The organism is Candidatus Manganitrophus morganii, from assembly GCA_021651055.1.
Classification (GTDB): domain Bacteria; phylum Nitrospirota; class Nitrospiria; order SBBL01; family Manganitrophaceae; genus Manganitrophus; species Manganitrophus morganii.
Window position 1 is genome coordinate 1,279,945 of record JAJHOH010000001.1, and the last position, 23,286, is coordinate 1,303,230.

General features: G+C 58.1%; 16 protein-coding genes. 3 read left to right on the forward strand and 13 right to left on the reverse strand.

Going from position 1 to position 23,286, the window contains the following annotated elements; all coding sequences use genetic code 11:
• Positions 1–202 precede the first annotated feature (202 nt).
• Positions 203–1,702: a hypothetical protein gene (locus MCM46_05690; protein MCG3111301.1), complete on the forward strand. Its 1,500-nt coding sequence runs from the start codon at positions 203–205 to the stop codon at positions 1,700–1,702.
• Between the two features lie 38 nt (positions 1,703–1,740).
• Here the strand turns inward: MCM46_05690 and MCM46_05695 are convergent, their stop codons facing one another.
• Positions 1,741–3,414, reverse strand: coding sequence for a cation:proton antiporter (locus tag MCM46_05695; GenBank protein ID MCG3111302.1), 1,674 nt, complete (start codon positions 3,412–3,414; stop codon positions 1,741–1,743).
• An 86-nt stretch (positions 3,415–3,500) separates the two neighbouring features.
• Between MCM46_05695 and MCM46_05700 the strand changes: the two genes are divergently transcribed.
• Entirely contained in the window at positions 3,501–6,236 is a 2,736-nt protein-coding gene (locus MCM46_05700) for a CHASE domain-containing protein (GenBank protein MCG3111303.1), read from the forward strand.
• 15 nt (positions 6,237–6,251) lie between these two features.
• Here MCM46_05700 and MCM46_05705 read toward each other — a convergent pair whose 3' ends face one another.
• From MCM46_05705 to MCM46_05735, 7 genes are all read right to left on the reverse strand, one after another.
• Positions 6,252–6,836: a hypothetical protein gene (locus tag MCM46_05705; protein MCG3111304.1), complete on the reverse strand. Its 585-nt coding sequence runs from the start codon at positions 6,834–6,836 to the stop codon at positions 6,252–6,254.
• Between the two features lie 175 nt (positions 6,837–7,011).
• Entirely contained in the window at positions 7,012–8,004 is a 993-nt protein-coding gene (locus tag MCM46_05710; protein MCG3111305.1) for an ABC transporter ATP-binding protein, read from the reverse strand.
• Between the two features lie 161 nt (positions 8,005–8,165).
• The gene (locus MCM46_05715; protein ID MCG3111306.1) at positions 8,166–9,014 is read right to left on the reverse strand and encodes an ABC-2 family transporter protein; all 849 of its coding nucleotides are present in this window, start codon (positions 9,012–9,014) and stop codon (positions 8,166–8,168) included.
• The gene (locus tag MCM46_05720; protein ID MCG3111307.1) at positions 8,995–9,783 is read right to left on the reverse strand and encodes an ABC-2 family transporter protein; all 789 of its coding nucleotides are present in this window, start codon (positions 9,781–9,783) and stop codon (positions 8,995–8,997) included. Before MCM46_05720 ends, MCM46_05715 begins: the two co-directional genes overlap by 20 nt.
• 90 nt (positions 9,784–9,873) lie before the next feature.
• The gene (locus MCM46_05725) at positions 9,874–14,064 is read right to left on the reverse strand and encodes a fibronectin type III domain-containing protein (GenBank protein ID MCG3111308.1); all 4,191 of its coding nucleotides are present in this window, start codon (positions 14,062–14,064) and stop codon (positions 9,874–9,876) included.
• A 254-nt stretch (positions 14,065–14,318) separates the two neighbouring features.
• Entirely contained in the window at positions 14,319–15,218 is a 900-nt protein-coding gene (locus tag MCM46_05730; GenBank protein MCG3111309.1) for an NAD(P)-dependent oxidoreductase, read from the reverse strand.
• A gap of 87 nt (positions 15,219–15,305) precedes the next feature.
• Complete coding sequence (locus tag MCM46_05735) at positions 15,306–17,453, reverse strand: carbohydrate binding family 9 domain-containing protein (GenBank protein MCG3111310.1); 2,148 nt, start codon at positions 17,451–17,453, stop codon at positions 15,306–15,308.
• Positions 17,454–17,638: 185 nt separating this feature from the next.
• On the opposite strand from MCM46_05735, the gene MCM46_05740 reads away from it, so the two are divergent.
• Complete coding sequence (locus tag MCM46_05740; protein MCG3111311.1) at positions 17,639–19,462, forward strand: patatin-like phospholipase family protein; 1,824 nt, start codon at positions 17,639–17,641, stop codon at positions 19,460–19,462.
• Positions 19,463–19,514: 52 nt separating this feature from the next.
• On the opposite strand, the gene MCM46_05745 is transcribed toward MCM46_05740, so the two are convergent.
• From MCM46_05745 to MCM46_05765, 5 genes are all read right to left on the reverse strand, one after another.
• Complete coding sequence (locus tag MCM46_05745) at positions 19,515–19,940, reverse strand: OsmC family protein (protein MCG3111312.1); 426 nt, start codon at positions 19,938–19,940, stop codon at positions 19,515–19,517.
• 270 nt (positions 19,941–20,210) lie between these two features.
• The gene (locus MCM46_05750; GenBank protein MCG3111313.1) at positions 20,211–21,614 is read right to left on the reverse strand and encodes a hypothetical protein; all 1,404 of its coding nucleotides are present in this window, start codon (positions 21,612–21,614) and stop codon (positions 20,211–20,213) included.
• A 30-nt stretch (positions 21,615–21,644) separates the two neighbouring features.
• Positions 21,645–22,544, reverse strand: a complete 900-nt coding sequence (locus MCM46_05755) for an IPT/TIG domain-containing protein (GenBank protein MCG3111314.1) — start codon at positions 22,542–22,544, stop codon at positions 21,645–21,647.
• A 48-nt stretch (positions 22,545–22,592) separates the two neighbouring features.
• A complete protein-coding gene (locus tag MCM46_05760; GenBank protein ID MCG3111315.1) occupies positions 22,593–22,937 on the reverse strand; it encodes a hypothetical protein in 345 nt (114 codons plus the stop codon).
• Positions 22,938–23,054: 117 nt separating this feature from the next.
• Positions 23,055–23,285, reverse strand: coding sequence for a hypothetical protein (locus tag MCM46_05765; GenBank protein MCG3111316.1), 231 nt, complete (start codon positions 23,283–23,285; stop codon positions 23,055–23,057).
• Between the last annotated feature and the right edge of the window lies 1 nt (position 23,286).

Here is a 23,286-nt window from a genome sequence, read left to right on the forward strand (position 1 = left end):
ATTTTTACAGAAGAGGTCCGGCCGCTCCTGTGACAAAGAACATGCTTCATTTGGGATCAGATCACGGCCTTTTCAACCGGTCGATCAGACAGCATCTCCAACGAAACCGATCCGGAAAACGGTTCAAGCCTGCCTTGATGATTCGGTATAAAACGAGAGACTCCCACCCTTGTTGGGTAAAACCGCTGCAGAGAAAGGTCCAATGATGAAAAAAAAGAGATCAACGTTTTGGCTCGTTCTGTCGATGACCGCCGCCTTAGGGGTATGGTCGGCCTTGCCGATGATGCAGAGCGAAGCCCAAGACCGGACGCCGAAAGAGAAGCCGGTCGAGAAGATGGAAGACAAAGCCCCCAAAGAGAAAAAGCCCGCCGGAAAAACAACCCCCGCCATTGAAGAGACCAAGAAAAAGGGATTCGACGGGGTCGACTTTTCTTACGACGCATTCGGCGCCCCGCCGGGACAAGATCCGCAGGAGATCTCCCAAAAGGTGAAGGAGAAAGACATCGCCGACAAGCCGAAGGTGATGGACCGGCAGAAAAAGCGCCTCAACGATCGGTATCAGACCGACTGTAAAACCGCTTCCGGCGTGGTGATGACCAAAGGGAAGCCGCAGCCGATCGGTCCGGCCGTCCGGTTGAAAGAGGGGGTCACCTGGGAGACGCTCGGACAGATGACGCCCGAAGAGATCAAGGAGAAAAAATTATTCCCGGCCGGCTTCCACCGACTGCTGCATGTGAAACACGAGGTGGGAGGGATGGTCTTCCCGCAGGTTCAGATCGAGCAGTTCCCCCGCTTGGAGCGGTTTGATGTCGATTTCGATCTTCCCGAATGTTTCCTGCCGGAATTTCCTCCCCCGATCTTTCTCACCACCCACCCGGAGCTCGGCGACGTCTCCCAGGGGGAGGTCCTCAGCATCGAGAACTTCGACCGGCTCTTCCGCGGGCTGGTCACCCCGGTGCAGCTCGACGGTCTCCGGCTGCTGGTGACGCAGCTTCCCCAGGAGGAGTTCAACGCGACGCACGATCGGAAATCGGACAAGCCGAGCCTCGGAGTCGCCTGCCTCGACTGCCACGTGAACTTTCACACCACGGGACAGTTTCATCTCAATCCCGACACCCGTCCGCAGAAAGACCGGCTCCGGATCGATACCGTTTCCCTCCGCGGGATGTTCGCCCAGCAGATCCATGGCTCGAAGCGGAGCCTCCGGTCGGTAGAGGATTTTACGGAGTTCGAGCAACGGACCGCCTATTTCAACGGCGATCATATCCGTGCGGCCAAAAAAGGAATGTTCGTCTTCGACCGGATGCTCATCCCCCACATGGCGCAGATGCAGAACATGATCGACTTTCCCCCGGCGCCGAAGCTCGATCCGGTCGGACGGCTCGACAAGAGCAAGGCGACGGAGCAGGAGGTCCGGGGAGAGGCCCTCTTCTTCGGAAAGGCCCGCTGCGCGGAATGCCATCAGCCCCCCGCCTATACCAATCACAACATGCACGACCTGAAGCTGGAGCGATTCGGGGCGGAGGGGAACGGCCCGATCAAAACATTCGCCCTCCGGGGGGTCAAAGACTCTCCCCCGTACCTGCACGACGGAAGGCTGCCGACGCTGGAAGATACCGTGGAGTTCTTCAATCTGGTCTTGGAGCTGAAATTAAATCAGGAAGAGAAGAAAGAGCTGGTGGCCTTCATGAGGGCATTGTAGTTCGGATGGAGGGATCTCTCGCAATTGGGGAGATCCCTTTACTTGCGTTCCGCGGTCGGAAGCTCGCCTTTCTTCCAGGCCTCCCATCCCCCTTCGAGAGCGCGGGCGTGCGGCCATCCCGCCTGCCGAAGCTCCTGCGCCACACGAATGCTGGTTTGATCGTTGGGGCAGGCGCAGAACGGAATCAGCAACGCTTCCCGCGGGAGACCGAGCGCTTTGGCCTGCGGCCCCACCGCTTGTTCGGGTAAAAATCGAATCGTCCCCGCCGCATTCTCATTGTTCCCTTGATAGGATCGTTCCGTCCGGGCATCGAGGATGACCACCGGCGCTCCGGTCTCTTGAATCTGCCGCATCTCCGCGATCGAAATCAGATCTTCACCGGCGCCCCCCGTCAATCCCGCGGAGGGAAGCGGCGCGGGAGGCAGATCGACCGGCGACTGAGGCGCACGGGGCAAGCGAATCCCCTTCCCAAGCCACATCAACGAACCGCCGTGCAGGACGATCGACAGCAGCACCACGGCGCAGGTGATGGAGAAGAGTCGATCGCTCCCCGGAACGCCGGCAAAAACCGGAAGCAGCACAAGGAGGAGAGAGCTTAACCCCCGCGGTCCGAGCCAGGCGATCAGGAGACGGTTCCTCCAATCTAGCTGGAATCCGGCGAGCGAGGAGAGGAAAGCCACCGGCCGAGCCAATATCACCAAAGCGGCAAAGGCGAGCGTCCGCGCATCGAGGATCGTCAGACCGCTCCAAATCAGCGACGTGCCGAAAAGGATGAAGGTAAAGAGGAGGGTCATCTCGGCGGTCGTCTCCCCGTATTCCAGAAAGCAGTCGCAGAGCTCCACGTCCAGGGCCGCGATCGTCATCCCGGCGGCGAAGGCCGCCAGAAACCCGCTCCCGTGGACCGCTTCGGCGCCGGCATACGCCGCAAAGACCACCCCCAACGAATAGATCGATTCGTAGTCGCGCCGGACGCCGAACCGGTTCCGCATCATCACTAACGCGCTGACCGCCAGAAAACCGACCGCCATCCCGGCGACGGGACCGAGCAAGAAAAGCGAGAGACCGAAACTCCCCCAATCGGATGCGCCCAAAGAACGATCGCCGAGAAAGACCATGCCGATCAGCACCACCGGCAAGAGCACCGCATCGTTGAGCCCGCTCTCCAGGCGAAGCGCCTGGCGGACGGGAGCGGGAAGAAACTCCCCTTTGAGCACCCCCCGCAGAAGCACCGGGTCGGTCGACGCCAACGCGGCCCCGAGGATCGCGGCGGCGGCGAAGGGAAGGTCGAGCAACCACCAGGCGGCCAAAGCGATGAGGAAGGCCGAAAAAAGCGTCCCCGGACCGAGGACGAGCAGGGCCAGGTTCATGTGGCGCCGGACCTCTTTGAGATTCAGCGCGACCGCATCGGTAAAGAGAACGAGAACCAGGCTGAGGGTGGCCACGACCTGAAGAAGGGGGGACCCTAATCTTACGTCGAACAAATTCAGCCCGCCCGGCCCCAACACCGCCCCCAAGCCGAGAAAGGCGGCCACCTGAGGAAGGCCGCTTCGCTCAATGAGCCCGGAGAGAAGCGCGGCGATGATGATCACCGCCCCCACCAGGGCGAGCATCGCCGTTAACGTCGCATGACTGAAGCCATCCACGCACCTTTCTCCCGTTTGATCGAACCACCCGCCGCTCGAATAGAGGCCCAGTATAACACTCCTTTCCACCGATCATCCACAGATAGATCGATTGAGACAAATCGGGCAATCTGGCTTTACTTCTCTTTCGCACACGTATTATGATGGGGGGTCCGTTGTCGATTAAGAACTTAAACCCCTTATATAAAGTGAACTTAAAAAATCAACTTCATGCCGATCTAAAATCAAAAGAGCTCCCCTCTCATCGTACCTTCCTTCCCGGGTGGGTCCTCTTCATTGCGCTGGCCTTGACCGGCCTCGCGACGTGGTATGTCTTCTCGCTCGCAGAGATCAAAGACCAAGAACGGTTTCAGAATATCGTTCAACGCTCCCAAAATACCATTGCCGTCCGCATTGAAACCTATATCGACGCACTTCGCGGGACCGCCGCTCTTTTCGCCGCGACCGGCAGGGCGGACCGAAAAACGTTTCACAACTACATTTCCAGACTCGAACTTCAGAGCCACTACCCCGGCATCCAGGGAATCGGCTACACAAAGCGGATCACATCCGATCAGACCGAGAAAGCCGTCGCCGAAATCCGAAAGGAGATCCCCGACTTCAAGATCTGGCCGGAGACTCCCCGCGACGAGGTTCATACCATCATTTACCTTGAACCGCAAAACCGCCGAAACCAAGCGGCGCTCGGTTATGACATGTTCACTGAACCGGTCAGCCGGGCCGCGATGGAGCGCGCCCGCGACACCGGCCTCGCCGCCACCTCCGGAAGAGTGACCCTGATTCAGGAAGTCGATCGTGAAAAGCAGGCCGGCTTTTTGATCTATCTTCCGATCTACGAACCGGGCGCCGTTATGGAGACGGTCGATCAACGAAGGGCGGCGCTGAACGGTTTTGTCTACAGCCCGTTTCGCGCCGACGACCTGCTGGTCGGCATTTTCGGCGGGGAGACAAACCCGCGTGTCGACTTCGAAGTCTTCGACGGTCTGGAGCCGCGCCCTGAGAATCTTCTCTATCGCTCCAACGAGTCGAGCACCGGCAGCTATCGTCCTCGCTTTAGCACGATCACCCTGCTTAATGTCTGGGGAGAGACATGGACCTTAAACTTTACCACCCGCCCTCCCTTTGATTTGAGTTCAGGAAGAGGGGTCGCTCCCTTTATCTTTATCGCCGGGCTACTGATCAGCATTACGCTCTTTGGCATCACGCGATCCCAAACGAAGGCGCGCGCGGCGGCCGATCGGAACGCGGCCGAGTTGGAAACATTGAATCAGGTGGCGATCAGCCTGTCGGCGGAGCTGGATCTACAAAAGCTGGTTCAGATCGTCACCGACGCCGGGACCAAGCTCAGCGGGGCGGCGTTCGGCGCCTTCTTCTATAACCTCATCGACTTAAAGGGAGAGACCTACACACTCTACACCCTCTCCGGTGTCCCGCGGGAGGCCTTCGCCAAATTTCCAATGCCGCGAAACACCGCCGTCTTCGGCCCCACCTTCCGAGGGGAGGGGGTGGTCCGGCTCGACGACGTCACAAAAGACCCCCGCTACGGGAAGAATGCCCCTTACGCTGGCATGCCGGAAGGGCATCTGCCGGTCAAAAGCTACCTGGCCGTTCCGGTCCTCTCGCCTTCCGGGACCGTCCTCGGCGGCCTCTTCTTCGGACACAGCGCCCCCGGCCGATTTACGGAGAGACACGAACGTCTTCTCCTCAGCGTCGCCTCCCATGCGGCGATCGCCATCGATAAGGCGCGCATCCTCGAATCGGCGGAACAGGAGCGGAAGAAAGCGGAAGAGAGCGAACAGCAATACCGGCTCCTGGCCGAGATCATGCCCCAGTTGGTCTGGACCTCTACACCGGATGGCCGGATCGATTGGTGCAATCAGAGATGGTACGAGGCGACCGGCATGACAATCGAAGAGGCGCTGCAGTCGGGCGGACTGAAGGCCATCCATCCCGACGACCGGCAGAGGACACGGGATCGATGGAAAACAGCCATCCTGACCGGCACCCCCCACGAAGTCGAATTCCGCCTTCAAAGCCCTTTCGGGGGATACCGATGGTATCTCTCCCGGGGGCTTCCATTAAAGGACGCGAGCGGCCGGATCATCCGATGGTTCGGCACCTGCACCGACATCGACGACCGGAAACGGGCCGAAGCCGAAGCGCGGGAAGCCAGCCGCGTCAAGTCGGAGTTTGTGTCGAACGTCTCGCATGAACTCCGAACCCCGCTGAACGCCATCATCGGTTATTCGAGCCTTCTGCGGGACGAAATGTTCGGCGCGCTCATCGATGATCAAAAACAGCCGGTGGAGGGGGTCCTTAAAAACGGGAAGGAGCTTCTGAATCTCATCAACAATCTTCTCGATCTGTCGAAAATCGAATCGGGGAAGATGTCGATCGATCTGGAGAAGATCGACTTGGTCCCCCTGCTGGAGGAGATCGTCTCCGGGATGCAGCCGCTGATCGACGAAAAGTCGCTTTCGGTCGCGTACCGGATGACGCCGCTTCCAGAGATCGAATCCGATCCGAATAAGCTGAAGCAGATCTTCGTCAACCTGATCTCAAATGCGATTAAATTTACCGAAAGGGGAGGGATCACCCTCCTGGCAACGGAGACGCCGGAAAAGGGAGGGATCGAAATCGCCGTCCAGGATACCGGCATCGGCATTCCGCCGGACGAGCTCGCCAGGATCTTCGACGCCTTTCATCAGGCCGACGCAACCTCCACGCGAAAATTCGGGGGGACGGGGCTCGGCTTGGCGATCGTGAAAGAATTGACCGGCCAGTTGAACGGCGGGATCGGCGTCGAAAGCGAACTGGACAAGGGAGCAACCTTCACCCTCTTTTTGCCTTATCGCTGGAAAGAGGGCAAGAACGGTCCGGAGAAGGAATAAGACGACATCAACCCGCTAGGGGATGGCGAATGGGTTCCGGGAATAGGCGGCAGCCAGAATCATCACACCGACCAAAAAGGCAAGAAAGCTGGTCCCCCCTTTTTTTCGGAGGCGCTCTAAATAGGCGGAGCGGTCAGGGACCGTCTCGCGCAGCTTATTGATCGTTGCGAGGCCGCGGCGCAAGTAAAGCCCGTTGGCGGCCACCCCCAGCGCGATCTGGACAACCAGCAGCCCCGCCCAGGCGACGTCTGTGACCAGCAACACGGCGCGAGGGTCCTGCGCCGGATTGATGGCCCGGAAGAGATGTGCGAGGAAAAAAGAGACGAGGAGGTACGCGGCGAGAACGGCTGCCCCTACTAAGTAGAGCTTTCGCCAGAAGCACCAAGAGAGGCCGAAGAGGGCGGCCGCCCAGTTGAAGCTGGAGAAACGGGAGGCGCCGTCGAGAATGTGCGTCCAATGGGGGAGGTAGTAGTTCTCCGACGCTTCATCGGTATATCCTTTTCCGAGTGCGAATGCATTCAGCTCCTCGGCGGTAACCGGGTTTTGAGAAGCAACCCCGGGCGGGCTCGGCCAGCTTGCCGACGGTAATTCTTCAGGCATCAATCTCTCCTTTTTTGTAACCGCTGATGTTGATCTCCGTATAAAGTATTGAAGACCGTCGGATTTGTCAACCGCCGCCGAAACCGGACCGTTTCTTATTTGATCGATCAGAGGCCGAGGGAGGGATTCCTACCTGGGGACATCGGGCCCAGGCCGATAGGGTTCAAGCGCTTCTTTATTCACCCTCCTTCGAAGGCTGCTCGTCGAAGATCCGTCGGATCACCTCCTCCACTTCGACCTCCTCCACCGAGAGGTCGTCGATCGGAAGTTGTCCGAGGAGACGGTGGGTGGTCTGGGCGATCTCCTTCTTCTTGACCTTCAAGACGGCGTGGTGCTCATCGAGCTCCACCACCCCTTCCTCCCCCGAGAGGACGGCGGCCGCTTGGGGAGAGGCGAATCGGATCTTGACCACCTTGTGGTCGATGTAACGCTGGGAGAGGTCGTTGAGCAATCCGTCATAGACGATCCGGCCGTGGTTGATCACCAAAACCCGCCGGCAAAGCTGTTCCACGTCGCGCATGTAGTGGCTGGTCAGGAGGACCGTCGTCTTTTTGAGTCGATTGTATTCTTGTATGAAGCCTCGAATCTTCTCCTGAGAGATGACGTCGAGGCCGATCGTCGGCTCATCGAGAAAGAGAACCCGCGGCTGGTGCAAAAGCGCCGCGACCAGCTCGCATTTCATCCGCTGCCCCAGCGAGAGCTGCCGGACCGGCACATTGAGAAGCTCTTTGAGGTCGAGCAGCGAGACCATCTCGTCGAGCGTTTTCTGGAAGGCTTTCGGATCGACTTCGTAAATATCCCGGTTGAGCGCAAACGACTCCGCCGGCGGCAGGTCCCACCAGAGCTGATTCTTCTGACCCATCACGATGGCGAACCGTTGCTGATAGGCCCGCTTTCTCTCCCAGGGGACAAATCCCAAGACGTGCGCCTCCCCGGAGGTCGGGTAGAGAATTCCGGAGAGCATTTTCAGGAGGGTCGTTTTCCCCGCGCCGTTCGGCCCGAGAAAACCGACCAGCTCCCCTTCTTCCAAGGAAAAGGAAACCGACTTGACCGCCTCGTTGTAAAACGCCTCGCGCCAGAAAAGCCCCTTGATCGAACCGAGAAGACCCGGCTCTTTCCGATGGGTTTTAAAGGTTTTGGTCAGGTTTTTGACTTCGATGATCGGCACTCTAGATCCTTCCGTAGTCATTCCCGCGAAAGCGGGAATCCAGTCATTTGTCTTCGCATTACGAAACCTCTTCTGATGCTGGCCAAGATATAGACCGCCGGCTGTTTAAACATCTCAAACCTCTGGATTCCCGCTTTCGCGGGAATGACGAATCAAAGGTCTTAACTGCTGGCCGAGCTGTAGTGGTGCAGGCTCCAGTTCCAAACGACGAGCGCCAACGACAACGAGATGACCGTCACGCCGATGGTCAGTCCGATCAACGCGGGATCGGCCCGGCCGGTGAGGACCGAGGCGGGGACCGTCGCGATGAGGCTGCTCGGAACGATGAAAGTAAAGAACGCCTTCCCCAAACCGCGATAAATCTCCCGCGGGTAACGGGCGGTGTCCATGAAGTAATAGACAATCGTATTCAGCTCCTGCGACTTCACCAGCCAGAAGACGGCGCTGTTGATCATCAGGGAGAAGGCATAATAAAGCAGAAGCGAGACGGCGATCATCAACAGATAGAGCGGAATGCTGCTCCAGGTCGCGTTCTCCAGATGGGCGAAGCCATACGCCACGAGCGCAAACCCCATCAGCCCCTCTCCCAGACTCTCCGTCAGCGAAACATGCCGGAAGGCGAGATGGGCATTCGCCGCCATGGGAGAAGTCAGCATCGCATCGAACCGCCCGGTCCGGACGTAATCCCCCAGCTCCAGAAACCCCTGCCGAAAGGTCAGGTAGGCGATCTCGCGGACCACCCCGACGCTCCCGACCAGGACCATCGTCTGATGAAAGGTCCATCCGCCGATCGTCTCCACGTTCGCATAGAGGATCGCGAAGAAGACGACGTTCACCCCCATGAAGAAGAGGTCCATGATGACGGCGATGACGAAATTCGCCCGGTAGATCATCTCGTTCTTCAGGTTGTGGACCAGAAACGACCGATAGAGAAAAAGGTAGCGGCGAAGCGACCGGATCAGACCCTGTTTTGACGGTTGCGTTTTCACTTCAGTGGCCGACCGCTTCATATCGTTTGATCCCCCGATTCAAAACAAACCGCAGAAAGAGGTAAAGGCCGACCGACCAGGCCAGCGCCCCCATCAGCCCCGTGACCGGATGGGCCTCCTTTTCCAGAAAGATCTGGCTGGGAAAGAAGGCAAGATACCGAAACGGCAAAACGTTGGCGATCGCTTCAATCGCCTTCGGAAAGAGATCGAGCGGCAGCAATGCCCCGGCGAAAAAGAAGACGATGTATTGCAGCATGTATTTGAACGCGTTCGCCTGCACCAGCCAAAACGCGAGGAGGGCGATCGCAAAGTCGAACTCGAACGCCAGGACCATCCCGAGCAGCAATGAAAGAAAAAAGAAGAGGTAGGTCGATGGCCGCGACGGGATCGAGATGTAATCGATGAGGATAAACGAGAGCAGGCCGACCCCCAACGCCACCATCAGCCCCTCGAAGACCTTCCAGGAGAGGTTGAGGGTGAACCAATAGTGCAGGTAGTTGACCGGCCGGATGAGAAAGCTGGAGAAGGTCCCCTCCCGAATCTGGTCGACGATCTCCCAACTAGCGTAAGAGAGGACCGCGCTGCTGATGATCAGCTGCAGCAGGTAGTAGGTGATGAGGTCCGGGAGGGAGTAGTCGCCGAGGCGGCCTTCGCTTTGATAGATGGCGTTCCAGAGATAGAGGAGGACGCCGATCCGGAGGATGTTTCCGAGGACGGAGATAAACGTCGGCCCCCGATATTGCAGGGCGTTCTGCCAATTGACCCAAAAAACCGTCCAGTACTTTCGCATCGGGGCAATTATAACTGATCGAGGGCGGGAGGTCTACGGCTTAGGCACCAAAAGGAAGTCAAAAGGGACGAACACTTCAGGAAGCTTACTCTATAGCCCTAGCAAGGCGAAGTTGGCCTGCACCGATTTCGCCGCATTCATGTTAACCGTACAGATACCTTCGTTTACACTGTCACAGCCAGACCAACTAATGTCAGAGCCCAGGTCAGGCGCCGCCGTCAGTGTAACGGTACCAGCCTCAAAATCCGCCTGGCATGTCGATCTACAATTAATACCGATAGGATCGCTGGTGACCGTGCCGCCGCCGGTCCCCCCGATTGTGACGGTGAGTGAGAATGTTTGCAGGGTGAATGTCGCCGTTACCGATTTCGCTTCATTCATGTTAACGGTACAAGAAGTCCCGTTTACGCTGTCGCAACCCAACCAACGGGTAAAGTCAGATCCCGTATTAGGTACTGCCATCAGTATAACTGTCCCGGATTCAAAATCAGCCTGGCAGCCCGGTTTACAATTGATTCCATTCGGATCGCTGGTAACTATTCCGATCCCTGACCCAATGACAGTGACGTTGAGTGGGAATACCTGAAGAGGAGTCGTCGCACTGGCAATATTCGAATAAGCACTGAGGTTCCCCGCCACATCTGTAGCCTGTACCCGATAGCTGTAACTGGTACCGGCTGTCAGCCCAGTGTCGTTGTAGCTGGGAACCGTTGCTAACGAGGTATTAACACGGGCAAAGTTGCTGCACCCTGCTCCTTGGCAACGCTCAATCCAATAACCGTTAATCCCGATATTGTCCGTTGACGCAGTCCAAGAGAGATTAATTTGGCTACTATTGGCAGCAGCGGCTGTCAGGTTTGACGGCGCGGTCGGAGAAACCGTGTCCGGTGTTGTGGCTACCGCTATATTGGAATAAGCGCTTAAATTTCCTTCCGCGTCGGATGCCTGCACTTGGTAGCGATAAGTAGTGGCTGGTGTCAATCCGGTGTTGCTGAAAGTAGTGTTGCCAACCAAAGAGGCGTTGACCCGAGCAAAGTTGGTGCACGCGACTCCGGTGCAGCGCTCGATCCAGTAGCCGGTAACTCCCACAGTGTCCGTGGAGGCAGCCCAGGAAAGATTAATCTGGCTACCGCTCTCCGCAGTTGCATTAAGATTGGCCGGAACAGAAGGAGAAGTTGTGTCATCGGTTGTAAATGTGAAATCACCGCTTGTGGCTAAGTTGCCCGCTGAATCTTTGCTCAGAACCCGGTAGTGATACAACGTTGAAGGGGAAAGACCCGACAGTGCAACCGTGTGGCTTGTGACCATCGCCGTATTGAGGTTGGTGATGTTGCCATAGGAAGTTGTCGTTCCATACTCTACTTGGGAATCGGAAGCCTCATTTGTTGCCCAGCTAATGGTCGCACCGGTTTCCGTAATACTCCCAGAGACCACATTAGAGATCGTGGGCGGTGTAGTATCAAGTGTTGTCGCGTTAACGACCGTCGAAAAAGGGCTAAGGTTTTCTGCGGCGTCTGCAGCCTGCACCCGGTAGCGGTAGGTAGTAGCCGGGGTCAAACCGGTGTTATTGAAAGTGGTAGCGATCACCAACGTTCCGTTGACTCGAACAAAGTTGGTACACGTTGCTCCGGTGCAACGCTCAATCCAGTAGCCGCTGACTCCCACATTATCCGTGGAGGCCGTCCAGGAAAGATTGATCTGGGTGCCACTCGCTGGCGTCGCAATCAGATCTGTTGGCGCAGTCGGCGCAGCCGTGTCAAGTGTTGTAGCCGTTGCAATATTCGAGAAACTGCTCAGCCTTCCTGCCGCATCGACGGCCCGCACCCGATAGCGGTAGGCAGTGCCGTTGGTTAAGCCGGTGTTGTTGAAGCTGGTGCCGGTTGCTGTGCCAATCTGGGTAAAGGCAGTGGTGCAGCTTGTTGTTCCAGGGCAGCGCTGTATCTGATAACCGGTAACTCCCACATTGTCGGTTGAAGGGTTCCAGGAGAGATTGATCTGGGTGCCGCTGATTACCGTGGCGGTCAAACCCGTCGGGGTGGACGGATTAACTGTGTCGGGTGTTGTCGCGTTCACGATGGCAGAAAAAGGACTGAGATTTCCTGCGGCATCTGCCGCTTGTACCCGGTAGCGATAGGTGGCAGCGGATGTTAAGTCAAGGTTATTGAAAATCGTAGCAGCTACCAAGGAGGTGTTGACCCGAGCAAAGTTAGTACACGTTGCTCCGGTGCAACGCTCGATCCAATAACCGCTGACTCCCACATTGTCCGTGGAAGCGGTCCAGGACAAATTTATTTGGGTGCCGCTGGCGGGCGTCGCGGTCAGATTTGTCGGTGCAGACGGAGCAACAGTGTCCAATGTCGATGCTGTCGCAATATTAGAGAAAGGACTCAGGTTTCCTGCCGCGTCTTCGGCCTGTACCCGGTAACGATAGACAATTCCTGATGCCAAACCGGTATCGCTAAAATTGGTATCGGTTGTCAAGGAAGTATTGATCCGAGAAAAATTGGTGCAGCCTGTTCCTTCACAACGTTCAATCCAATAGCCGTTCGTACCGACATTATCGATCGAGAAAATCCAGGAAAGATCGATTTGAGTGGCACTGGCAACCGAGGCGATTAAATTCGAAGGAGCCGCCGGCGCCTGGGTGTCACTGAATGCGACCGTGACCACACTATATGCTTCCAGGGTGAAAGTGCATGAGGTCGTCGCGCTTGTGCAGTCTCCACTGAACCCGGCAAAGGTAGAACCCGTTTCGGCAACCGCCGTCAGCGTCACCTGACTTCCAGTTGGAAACGGCGTGGTACAGGTGGTACCACAATTGATTCCCGGAAGATCACTTGTTACACCTCCATCTCCACTTTTTTGAACGGTCAGAACATGCTCCGCCTGGTCCCGCTCCCCATTCTGCGTCGCCACGTAAAAGAGGGCCTCAGGTGAAGCATTCGGATCCAGCTCTAAAATCTGCGTCGGTGAGGCGTCCCCACTCTTCTGATCCGCCTGATGCCACACCCGGATCTCGGTTCCCGCCAGATTGAGAGCCATGAACACATTGCTGGCCAAGGCCACCGCCGAGGTTTGGTCGAGGCCGGTCTCGTTCCCGGCCAGTGTTGCGGCGGGCTCGGCCTCTTCCGGGGCCGCGGAGGCGCCGGCGATCCGATAGACCGTCCCGTTCAGATCCCGCGAAGAGATATAAAGAAGATCTCCGATCGAATCGCCCGCAAGCCCCGCTTGGGACAGGTCCCTCCCCGCGATCCGGATCGTCGGGACCGAGTTCAAACTTTGAATCTCTCCGGTCAGTCCGCTCAGTTTCTGAAAGACGCTGATCCCTCCGTCGTCGACCACGTAGAGCGTGTCGCGCTTCACGTCGAGAAAGACCGGATGGTCCCCTGCAAACAAACTGGCGACAAGAGCAGCGGTGGGGGGAACCTCCCCGTCGAGGGACGAAAGATCGTTCCAGATGAGGATTTCACCATTGTTGTTGACGACGTAGAGGCGGTTGCGAAAAGGATCGACCGCGATCCCGGTTGGGTGGAGCAGCCGGGTTGCCTGTCCCTTTAGGACGAGATCGGGCGGGGTATCCCCGTTCACCGCTGCGGCATTGCGCCAGATGCTTACCGAATTGGCCTGGGCGTCGGCGAAGTAAAGCCCGCCTCCGATCGAATCGACAAAGAGACTGCCTGAGGACGGCGCGCCGATCCCGGTGCGATCCCCTTGGAGCGTGCGGGTCGGCGAGGTGGAAACGCGGCCCCCCGGGAGCGTTGAATAACGATCGAACATTTTGATCGACGAGTCGGCGGCGTCGGCGACGAAAAGAGTGTCCGAGACCGCCTCAACATACCGGATCGCCGCCGGGGCGATTTCGGCCGGGTTGTTCTGTCCGGGAACGACGTCGACACTCAGGGTGACGGCCGCGACCTGGACCTGATTGATGAAATACCGGATCTCGACGGTGTGCGGTCCGGCGGGAACCCCCTCGATTTCGCCGGTGACCCGGTTGGTCGAAAGATCGACCGTCAGATCGACCGTTCGTTCGCCGGCCGTCCCCGGATCGATCACCGCCTGGGCCGTCATGACCAGATCGGAGTCGGGCAGAGGGGCCCACATCCCCTTCGGGAACGGCATGGAGAAGGCAGGGTCCGATTCGACGGGTGCGGCGGGTCCCTTCGAGTCGCCTCCGCCGCCGCATCCCCCGATGAGGAGGAAGAGGAGGAAAAAGAGCGGCACGAAGAAGCGGCCGAACGGGTTGAAGATGTAAAATGGTTTCGATAACATGGCAATCATGCGGCCGGCCCCTGAATCGGAACGCTCCAGAGGCCGGTGCCTTCTCTATCCTTTTACGCTTTCTCGGTTACCTTCTCGGTGTCTTTGACAGGAAGGAACCACCGGTCCGGAGCGGCGCCGGCGGTGTGAGAAAATTCATAAAGACGGTTGAGAGTTTATCGTTCCGCGGAAGGCAAAGTCAATATAAAAGTCGGTCATCGGCCTCAAATGTGATTGAGAATACCGTTGAAACGGCTCGGAGAATCGACCCTCTCCTATTCTTTGCCCCGCCCCGGAAAGGTCAGCTCCGCCACCGCCGACTTGTCCAACTCCCCTTTTCCGATGTCGATGAGGCGGCGGTACTGCGCATAAGTCGCTTCGGCCAGCGGAAGGGTCGAGCCGTAATCCTCGGAAAGCTTCAACGCGATCCCCGAATCTTTCGCCGCGTGCGCGGCGGAAAAATAACAGTCATGTTCCCGGTTCTGCATGTCGGCGCCGTCGGTCTCCAACACCCGGGAGGCGGCGCCGGTCTGCGAGAAAACCTCCCGCAGCAGGGTCAGATCGAGCCCCAGCGCCGCGCCGAGCCCCAACCCCTCCGCCAGGGCGGCGGTGTTGATGTTCATCACCATGTTGACCAGCGCTTTGACCTTGGCCGCCTCCCCCGCCTTTCCGATGTAGCGGATCGACCGGCCGAGATCTTCGAGCAGCGGCTTCGCCCGATCGAAAACCGCCCGCTCCCCCCCGCACATCAGATAAAGGGTCCCCTCCCGCGCCTGCGGAATGCTGCTCGCCATACAGGCCTCCAGCGTCTGCGCTCCATTCTTTTTAGCCCGCTCTTCGATTTCGACATGAACCTCCGGCGAGAGGGTGGCGCAATTGATGAAAAGGCGGCCGTCGCCGAATGGAAGGAGGCCGGCCGGGTCCGACGCTGAAAAAAGGACGCGCATCGCCGCATCGTCGGTCACAACGGTCATGACCGTATTCGATCCCTTCGCCACCTCCGCCGGGGTCGAAGCCAGTGAACATCTGAGCTCTTTCGCCAGGGAGGCCGACCTCGCCTGATCGATGTCGTAGACGGCGGTCAGCCGGTATCCTTTGTCCTTCAATCGGCGCGCCATATTGGCCCCCATCCGCCCCACGCCGACGAAACCAACCTGAAATGCAGATGTCGTCATCTTCAATCCTCCCTAAGAATTCGGATAGAAGAGAGATTAACCTGTCATCACTTCCCAAAGCAATCAGAGAATAACTTGTTGCTCATATTAAAGCGGCTGCCAGAGCCAGGTGATCTTCGTCAGAACCAGCAACGCATTCTCATCCCCCTGGTGCGAGGGATTGACGATCAGATAAAGCCGGCTCCCCTCCCGGTATTCCCAGGAGAAGCGGACGTTCGCGGCGAGGAGGCGCGCTTCCCTGTCCCACTGAACCAGCCCTTGAAGCAGCATCCAGTTCGTCAGAGACCAGGAAAAATCGCCGTTGATGATCTGGGTGGTGAACTCCCCCTGCGGCAGATCGACCCAGTTGATCTGCCATCCGGCCCCGAGCTTCAACCCGGCGCCGGGGGCGGCGGTCAGGTCGAGGAGAAGGGAGGTTCGGCTTCCATCGTAAAACCCGCCCCAGAGCAGGCTGACAATCCCGGAATAGGGCCGGCGCGTGTCGGTGTTGAAGTAGAGGTTGGTGTGCGTGTAGTGATAGGTCCCCGCCGGAATGACGATGCCGGAGCGGATTTCGAAATCTTCCGGCAGCCGCTCCCGCTGCGGGTCGACGCTGATCAGGAGGAAATCGCCCGACCAGAAGTCGGCCTGCACCCGGTTGTAGTTGCTCTTGTAGAGGAAGTCGCCGTCGGTCTCCATCTGATAGGTCATCTCCGTCTTCAAGCCGATCTCGCGGATCGGGCCGGAGGCGGGGCGCGGGCGGATATCGACGTAACCGAAGCTCTCGTCGAGGTCGGTCTGCTGGACGAACCCGAGCGCCGGATCAAACGCCTCATCGACGCGGAGGTGGCTGACATTGATCCGCCAGAAGGGATCGCGCCAGTTGAAATTCTGATAGTGCGCCTGGCCCGGCGCCTCTCGATCGGCCCCGCCGGAGCGGGCCCAGAAGCCGTCGAGACTCAGACGTTCGTTCGGAGCGAGGACCGTATCGAAGCCAAGGGTCTGGCTCCCCGAGCGGGTTCGCTCGGCCCGGTCGGTCGCAATCAGCCCGACGTTGGATCGCACCCCGAGATCGCGCGAGAACCGGACCACGCCGAACCGCTCGGCCGGAAGACCGACCGCCTCGTCCGCCTCCGTTTGCATATAAAGCGACCCGATCCCATACGGCCCGACCTTCCCGGTCAGCTTCCCGCCGCCGAGGATCGGGATGACCTGCCCCTGTGCAAGGCCGATCCGCCGGCTGAAAAAAGGCTGGACGCGGCCCGAGAGGCCGAAGTCGTAGAAGTTTTTCCCTTCCAAGAAAAACTCCCGCTTCTCCGGGAAGAAGAGAGGGAAACGGGTGAGGTTGGTCTGGAAGAGGTCGGCTTCCGTTTCGGCGAAGTCGGTCCGGTAGGTCAAATCGAGGGTGAGGTTGGTCCGAAACTTATAACGGAAGTCGCCGCCGGCGTCGGTGTCGATATGGCGATCGTCGCTCAACTCGGTCCGGTTGATCTCGTACGACCCCCGCCCGTACGGCTTGATCCAGAGGCGGCGCTCCTGATGAAAGGCCTCGATCCCGGTGAGGTGTCCCGCGAGGGCGATTTCGAAGTCGGGATGTTCGCGGCTCACCCGGCTCCAGAAGGAGGTTTCTTTCAGATGGGGAACGCGCCGTCGGAATTGAAGCCCCCAGATCTGGGAGGCGCCCGATTCGAAGCGGATCGTCGAGAAAGGAATCCGGAGTTCGACCGACCAGCCGGTCTCGGTCCGCCGCGCCGCCGCCTCCCAGAGGCCGTCCCAATCCCGATCGATCCTCGCCCCCTGCTGGCTGACGAGGGCGTCCGAGAGGGCCGAGAGGGGATTCGTCTCGAAGAGAAATGCGGTCTGGTGATCGTGATAGGGATCGATCAACACCGAGAAGGCGTCGCTCCGGTCGAAGAGGGCGTCGCGCCGCCGCTCATCGGCATAGACCAGGAGAGGATCGGGATCGTGGAGGTCGGCCCCGATGTAGAGGTTGTTCTGATCGTAGGCGACCCGGACGAACGACTCTGCAGTGGCCGGAAGACCGTCGACCGGCTCCGATGCAATGAACCCGGTCGCCTCCGCCGCCGACCGCCAGACCGGCTCGTCGAGCGCGCCGTCGATCGTGATCGTCTCTTCCCTCAATGGGACGGCGGTCAAAGCGATTTTGGGAAGCTCCTGTCCCGCGGCGGCCCTCGCGATCAGGAGCGCCAGGATCAAGAAGAAGAGCCGATAAAATCGATGAGGTCTTTGCGGCATGCAGCTCCAAACCGGCCGATCGAAATCAATCAAGCTTTTAAAAGATATGCGGAGGAAGGATAGTTGTCAAACCAAATCCTCTTTTGTAAAAAAAGATCTGGAGCAAATGGAGCGATTTGTGATACATCATCGGTGCGGGAAATGGATTCTCCTTAAGAAGATCGGGAGCAGAGGGAGGTGCGGTGATGGAAAAGAAAGAAGAGAAAGAAACCCCGAAGGGGGAGAGCACGCAGAGGCAGGATCGGCTGGGGCTCGCTTTATCGGGAGGGGGCTTTCGCGCCTCTTTCTTTCACATCGGCGTCCTGGCGCAGATGGCGCGGCTCGGCCTGCTCCGGCATGTGGAGGTAATCTCGACCGTCTCGGGCGGCTCGATCGTCGGGGCCCTCTACTACCTTCACGTGAAGCGGCTCCTTGAAGCGAAGGGGGACGAAGAGGTGACCGACTCGGACTACGTCGCGATCATCGGGCAGATCGAGCAAGATTTTCTGCGCGGCGTCCAGCAGAACCTCCGGATGCGGACCTTTATCAACCCGCTCAAAGCGCTCCGGATGGCCCTGCCGAACTACTCCCGGAGCGACCGGATCGGCGAGCTCTACGACGAATATTTCTATCGACCGGTCCTCGATCCCAACCGGACCACGCTGATTGCGATGCGAGAGTTAAAGATTCAGCCGAAGGGGGGGAAGCCCGACTTCAACCCCCTGGACGACAACGGCGGCCGCCGGGCGAAGGCGCCGATTCTCCTTCTCAACGCGACCTCTCTGAACACCGGCCACAACTGGCGCTTCGAGGCGGTCCGGATGGGGGAGCCGCCGCGGGACGGGATCGTGGCCCAAGAGATCGACAAGAACCTCCGGCTGCGCCGTCCTCCCTCCTACGACGCGATCACCGAAAAGCAGCAAAACATCGAGCTCGGCCTGGCGGTCGCCGCCTCGGCCTGTGTTCCGGGACTCTTCCCGCCGCTGGCGATCAGCGGTCTTTATCCACATGACATTCGGGTCCAGCTTGTCGACGGCGGGGTGCATGATAATCAGGGGGTCGGGGGGCTGATTGACCTGGGATGCACCCGGTTCGTCGTCAGCGACGCGTCGGGGCAGATGCGGGATGAACGTCAGCCGACAACGTCGATCCCCGCCGTCCTCGGCCGGGCCAACAGCATCTTGATGGACCGGGTCCGGGAAGAGGAGCTCTTCCGTCTGATTCAACATGAAGATGCGCCGGTCGCCTTCATGCACATGTTGCGGGGGCTCTCGGGACAGGCGGTGTCATGGATCGGCCCGGATGAAAAACCGGCCGAGCCGGAAAAGAAGGAGCGGCTGCCCGAGACCACCTCCGAGAGCTTCGGCGTCGCCTCCGAAGTGCAAAATCTTCTCTCCCGGATTCGAACCGACCTCGACTCGTTCAGCGACGTGGAGGCTTACGCGTTGATGTATGACGGTTATAAAATGAGCGAGCAGGAGATTCCGAAATGCAAGGCCTTTAAGGAGCTTCTCTCCGGGTCGGCCCCGGTCGCCCCTTCCCCCTGCCGTTTCTTAGAGATCGCGCCGCTGATGGCAAAGCCGACACCGCTCTTCCTCCAACAGCTCAAGGTCGGAGGGGAGCGGGTGCTGAAAATATTCAGGCTGAGAAAACCGGTCGCGGCCGTCACAGGGATTGTTTTGATCGGCCTTCTCTTCTGGCTCTGGAAGGTGTTGGGGCCGACCATTCTGGCGCAGTTCGCCCGGCAGGTCACCATCGGAGGGCTTCTTTTCTCCGGCGCGATTCTGGCCCTCGGTTTTCTTCCGGTCATCAGCCGGGTTCTCCCTCTCTTTCGCTTTCTTCGCGGTCCGACCAGTTTTATCGTTCGTTTCGTGGTGAGAGCGCTCATTCCGGCGATCGCCTCCGGTCCGATCGCGCTTCACATTTTTATCTTCGATCGGCTCTTTCTCAAACAGGGAACGCTGGAGCGGCTGGGGCTTTCTTCGAAAGCAGGGGCCGGGGGTCAGGGGCCGGAGGTCGGGAAAAACTAAAAGGGAAAAAGGGACGGGCGCCCGGACGGGCGCCCGCCGATCAAAAACAAAATTAGAGAAGTTTCGCGTTCAAGGTGATTTCGGTCCCGGCGAGCGCCTGAGAAACCGGGCAGCCTTTCTTGGTCGCCTCGGCGATCTCATTGAATTTCGCCTTGTCGATCCCGGGAATCTCCGCCTCGGAGTTCAATTCCATCCGGGTGATCTTGAATCCTTCCCCGACCTTTTCCAGATGGGCCTTGGCGACGGTCTTGACCCGCGTCGGGTTAAATCCATTTTTTCCCAGGCCGGCGGAAAGGGCCATGGAGAAACAGCCGGCGAGCGCGGCGGCGATCAGCTCCTCCGGATTGGTCCCGCTTCCTGACTCGAAGCGCGAGGCGAACGAGAATGGCCCCTCATAAGCGCCGGCGCCGACCTTCATTTTTCCTTTTCCTTCTTTCAAATTTCCTTCCCAAGTGGCTTCCGAAGTGCGTACTGCCATAAGATGATCCTCCTTTAATGTTGGTTGGTGCTCCGTTTCAAAACCCGCCCCCTACAGACGATCGGTCAATCTGGATCACTTGAATGATCCGTTCGAAGCCATTCCGGCGATTCGAACAACAGGAATACTATGTTACGTCGCTCTATCGCATGTCAAGACTTAAATGCAGCACCTGGATTACTGGATACCCTCTCAAAACATTCACTCCAAATAAAAAGGCCGGCCCACCGGGCCGGCCACTGCTGAAAACAATCTAAATCTACCGATCGGTTATTGCACCTGGAACAACCCGGACCAGAGGGCGGCAAGCCGCTCCTCTCCAAGGATTTTTTTTGCAGGGAACTCCTTCCCCGATCGGGTCACCAACACTAACGCACCCTCTCCCTCGTCCGAAGCGAGCAGCACTCTTTCGACCGGATCTCCTTCAATCAGGGGAAGCGCCGACGCGATTTGTGTCGGCAGGGTGAAGCTGGCATACGCATTGAGCACGCTGATCTGCCCCAAGGGGAAGGTTACGTTGGCCGTCGCAGTGGAACTCGCGAAGGTTCCGGTGGAGGGGAAGCTATCAGTTGTCGTTGCGGAGGAAAACTGGGGAATCAACCTGACCTTATAAACCGTTCCAGCCGGGATATTCACGGCAGCTAAGGTCACGGTGACGGGATTGTTCGTTCCTTGGGGTAGGGCCACATCCGCGGCGATGTATGAAGCGGAAGGGGTGGATGGAGAAGCGATGCTGCCGACCGAACTGATCGTAAGGCGCGGCAGATTGGTGAGGGCCGGGTTGCTGGCAGCCGTGACGGGACCGGGGGCAACCGACGTGGCATAAACCGGGTTTCTGCTTCCGGTGAAGCCGATGATAAATGCCTCCAAGCGAATCAGGCCGAAACCGACGGATCCACAACCTGTACTAACGCTTATCGCCTGGAGCGATCCGGTTCCCTGAATTTCGGGGGCAACCAGCCTGATAGCACCCCCGCTCCCGGAACCGGCCATGACGGATTCACAGAAAAAGGTATTACCCGGGTGATATCCGTTTCCGCCGTTGGCGGTAACTGCGCCGTTAACAATAATTTTGGTTGAAGAAGCAATCACAATGGCGCCGCCGCCTCCGCCACCGGTGGCCCCAGCAACGGTCGCACTGCCGAAGCCTCCTCCACCGCCCGATCCACCAAAGAGTGGAATCAGCGAATTAAAAGAGGTAGGAGCGCCATAAAATCCGCTTCGGTTAGCTGATCCGGCGCCGGGGCCCTGCCCTTCGGATGGAAAATTATTCGTCGTTCCCCTTGCGCCCCCCTGGCCCCCAGCAAACCCCCCCGGACCGCCGATGCCGCCGGGGTTGACGATGGGACCGGTGCTCTGAGGAGCGGTGCCGTTTACGCCGTTGACGCTGATGACGCCGGCGATGGTAACATCGCCCGTGGCGAGCAGGGTGACAGGGGTGTTGGCGCTATTGTGCGTGAAGCTCACGATCACCCCCGCAGGGATGTTCACGGTGGTGAAATGAAAGATTCCATCCGGCGGGAGTGGAAGGGTGATGTTTGCCGTCGGCGCCAAGGGACCGTCGGCCCCCGTGCTCCCGCTGTTGTAGGTTTGGGCAGAGGCGGTGAAGGACCCAAAGAAGACCACCGCTAACCCGATTCCTCCGATCCACTTCTTCGATTGTATTTTGATCATGCCGACTCCTTTCGATCTTTGCATCAACATTTAAGGCATCGAAACACTTTCCGGGGGCGCGACGACCATACTGCTTCCCGATGGGGATATCTCCGTCGGAGACGGAACATACACACTGATCCCACGGGGAGCGGAAGTGATTAGTGAACCGGAAGGGGCGATGCCAGTTGAAAACGGCTTAAAGATACTGAGCGGTGGAGCGATACTGAAAGAGGAAACCGGCGGTGTGACCATGATGACGACGCTTCCGCTCGGAATCACGCCCTCATTCGTCGTAATCGAGAAAGTATAGGAGCCGGGTGGGGTGTTCGAAGCAACGGTCAACCGAATCGGCAACTTTGTTCCGTCCCCGCCACTCATCACGGTCGCAGTGATCCGTGAATCTGAAAATGTGACCTGACCGACCGACGGCAGTCCCTGACCCTGGATCGTTGCGACCACGACTGCGCCCTGCCCCACCCGGTTGGGATCGACGGAGGTGATCGCCGGTCCGGGAATGACGGTAAATGGTTGAACACTCTGTACCGTTCCCAAGGGCGTGGTGACTTTGATCAAGCCGGTCGTCGCTCCGCTGGGGACGGTAAAGACGATCGACGCATTCTCCGCCGAGAGGACCGTCGCCGGGGTGTCGTTGACGAAGAGCTGATTCTCGGAGAGGGTCGTGCTGAAGCCCGAGCCGAGGATCGTCACCGTCGTGCCGACCGGGCCTTTCGTGGGAGAGAAGGAGACCAGTGTAAGCTCGTCTGGATCGCCCTGCCGGATCGCCAAGAGATTTCCCACCGCATCGTATTCATAGAAGGCGACATTCCCCGCCGAATCCATCTCCGCCGCCAGCCGCCCCAAGCTGTCGTAGAAGTAGCGCTGCTCGGCATGGGCGAGGGAGGTTAAAAGAAGTAGGGCTAGGGATGTAATCAGTAATTTAGGCATCATCGATTCAGAACATCACCAAAAACCATTAAGCTTTGAATAGCTTCCGTATCACTTCGAGAAGAGTTTCGCTATTGCCATTGCAATAGGAATTCCTATCAATAAGACAAACGCACATATCACCACGATAATTGTTACGGCAATTAAATCTTGCCTTGTAACTTTTGTCGAGGGTGGCGCTTCTTCCCAAGACTTCAATCTGTTAAACCATCTTATTCTCTCCCATGTGTCTTTTGATTTAATCTGATCCCATAGTTCTTTCATCGCCTCCCTCCCTTCCAGCTTCACGGAGGCTTCACGGTCGTATCGGTCCGTGAAGATCTCCTGCCGGGATAAGCCCCGGTTCATCAGGTGGTAGTAGGCACCAGGAAACTCTATGCGAAGTGGACGGGACATGTAAATCGTTTCATCTCCTGTTCACCTTCGTAATGGCTAAAAGTTGAGCCATGAGCAGACTTGACCTCTTCTTGACCCCTTCTCTACACGGACTCCGGTCCCTCGACACTGCAACAATTATTTGAAAAACCGTTTATCTTTGGCAAACCGCCTGTCAATTTTCCAACCTATATAGCAAATGATCAACCAGTAGATGAGTATACGAGTACCGCCAAAGAGATTTTGAATGATCTCATTATGCGGGTATATCTCTCTAAGAGAATAGGGGATACCCATCGAGACGATAACGCCAAGAGCCGCTATAACATCCCATTTAGTTACCACACGTTTAAGGTTATCAGTAGCCATT

Coding starts and splice junctions, on each gene's coding strand:
- MCM46_05690 (MCG3111301.1), top strand. CDS start 203: ATGATGAAAAAAAAGAGATCAACGTTTTGGCTCGTTCTGTCGATGACC.
- MCM46_05705 (MCG3111304.1), bottom strand. CDS start 6,836: ATGCCTGAAGAATTACCGTCGGCAAGCTGGCCGAGCCCGCCCGGGGTT.
- MCM46_05715 (MCG3111306.1), bottom strand. CDS start 9,014: ATGAAGCGGTCGGCCACTGAAGTGAAAACGCAACCGTCAAAACAGGGT.
- MCM46_05720 (MCG3111307.1), bottom strand. CDS start 9,783: ATGCGAAAGTACTGGACGGTTTTTTGGGTCAATTGGCAGAACGCCCTG.
- MCM46_05725 (MCG3111308.1), bottom strand. CDS start 14,064: ATGATTGCCATGTTATCGAAACCATTTTACATCTTCAACCCGTTCGGC.
- MCM46_05730 (MCG3111309.1), bottom strand. CDS start 15,218: ATGACGACATCTGCATTTCAGGTTGGTTTCGTCGGCGTGGGGCGGATG.
- MCM46_05735 (MCG3111310.1), bottom strand. CDS start 17,453: ATGCCGCAAAGACCTCATCGATTTTATCGGCTCTTCTTCTTGATCCTG.
- MCM46_05740 (MCG3111311.1), top strand. CDS start 17,639: ATGGAAAAGAAAGAAGAGAAAGAAACCCCGAAGGGGGAGAGCACGCAG.
- MCM46_05745 (MCG3111312.1), bottom strand. CDS start 19,940: ATGGCAGTACGCACTTCGGAAGCCACTTGGGAAGGAAATTTGAAAGAA.
- MCM46_05750 (MCG3111313.1), bottom strand. CDS start 21,614: ATGATCAAAATACAATCGAAGAAGTGGATCGGAGGAATCGGGTTAGCG.
- MCM46_05755 (MCG3111314.1), bottom strand. CDS start 22,544: ATGATGCCTAAATTACTGATTACATCCCTAGCCCTACTTCTTTTAACC.
- MCM46_05760 (MCG3111315.1), bottom strand. CDS start 22,937: ATGTCCCGTCCACTTCGCATAGAGTTTCCTGGTGCCTACTACCACCTG.
- MCM46_05765 (MCG3111316.1), bottom strand. CDS start 23,285: ATGGCTACTGATAACCTTAAACGTGTGGTAACTAAATGGGATGTTATA.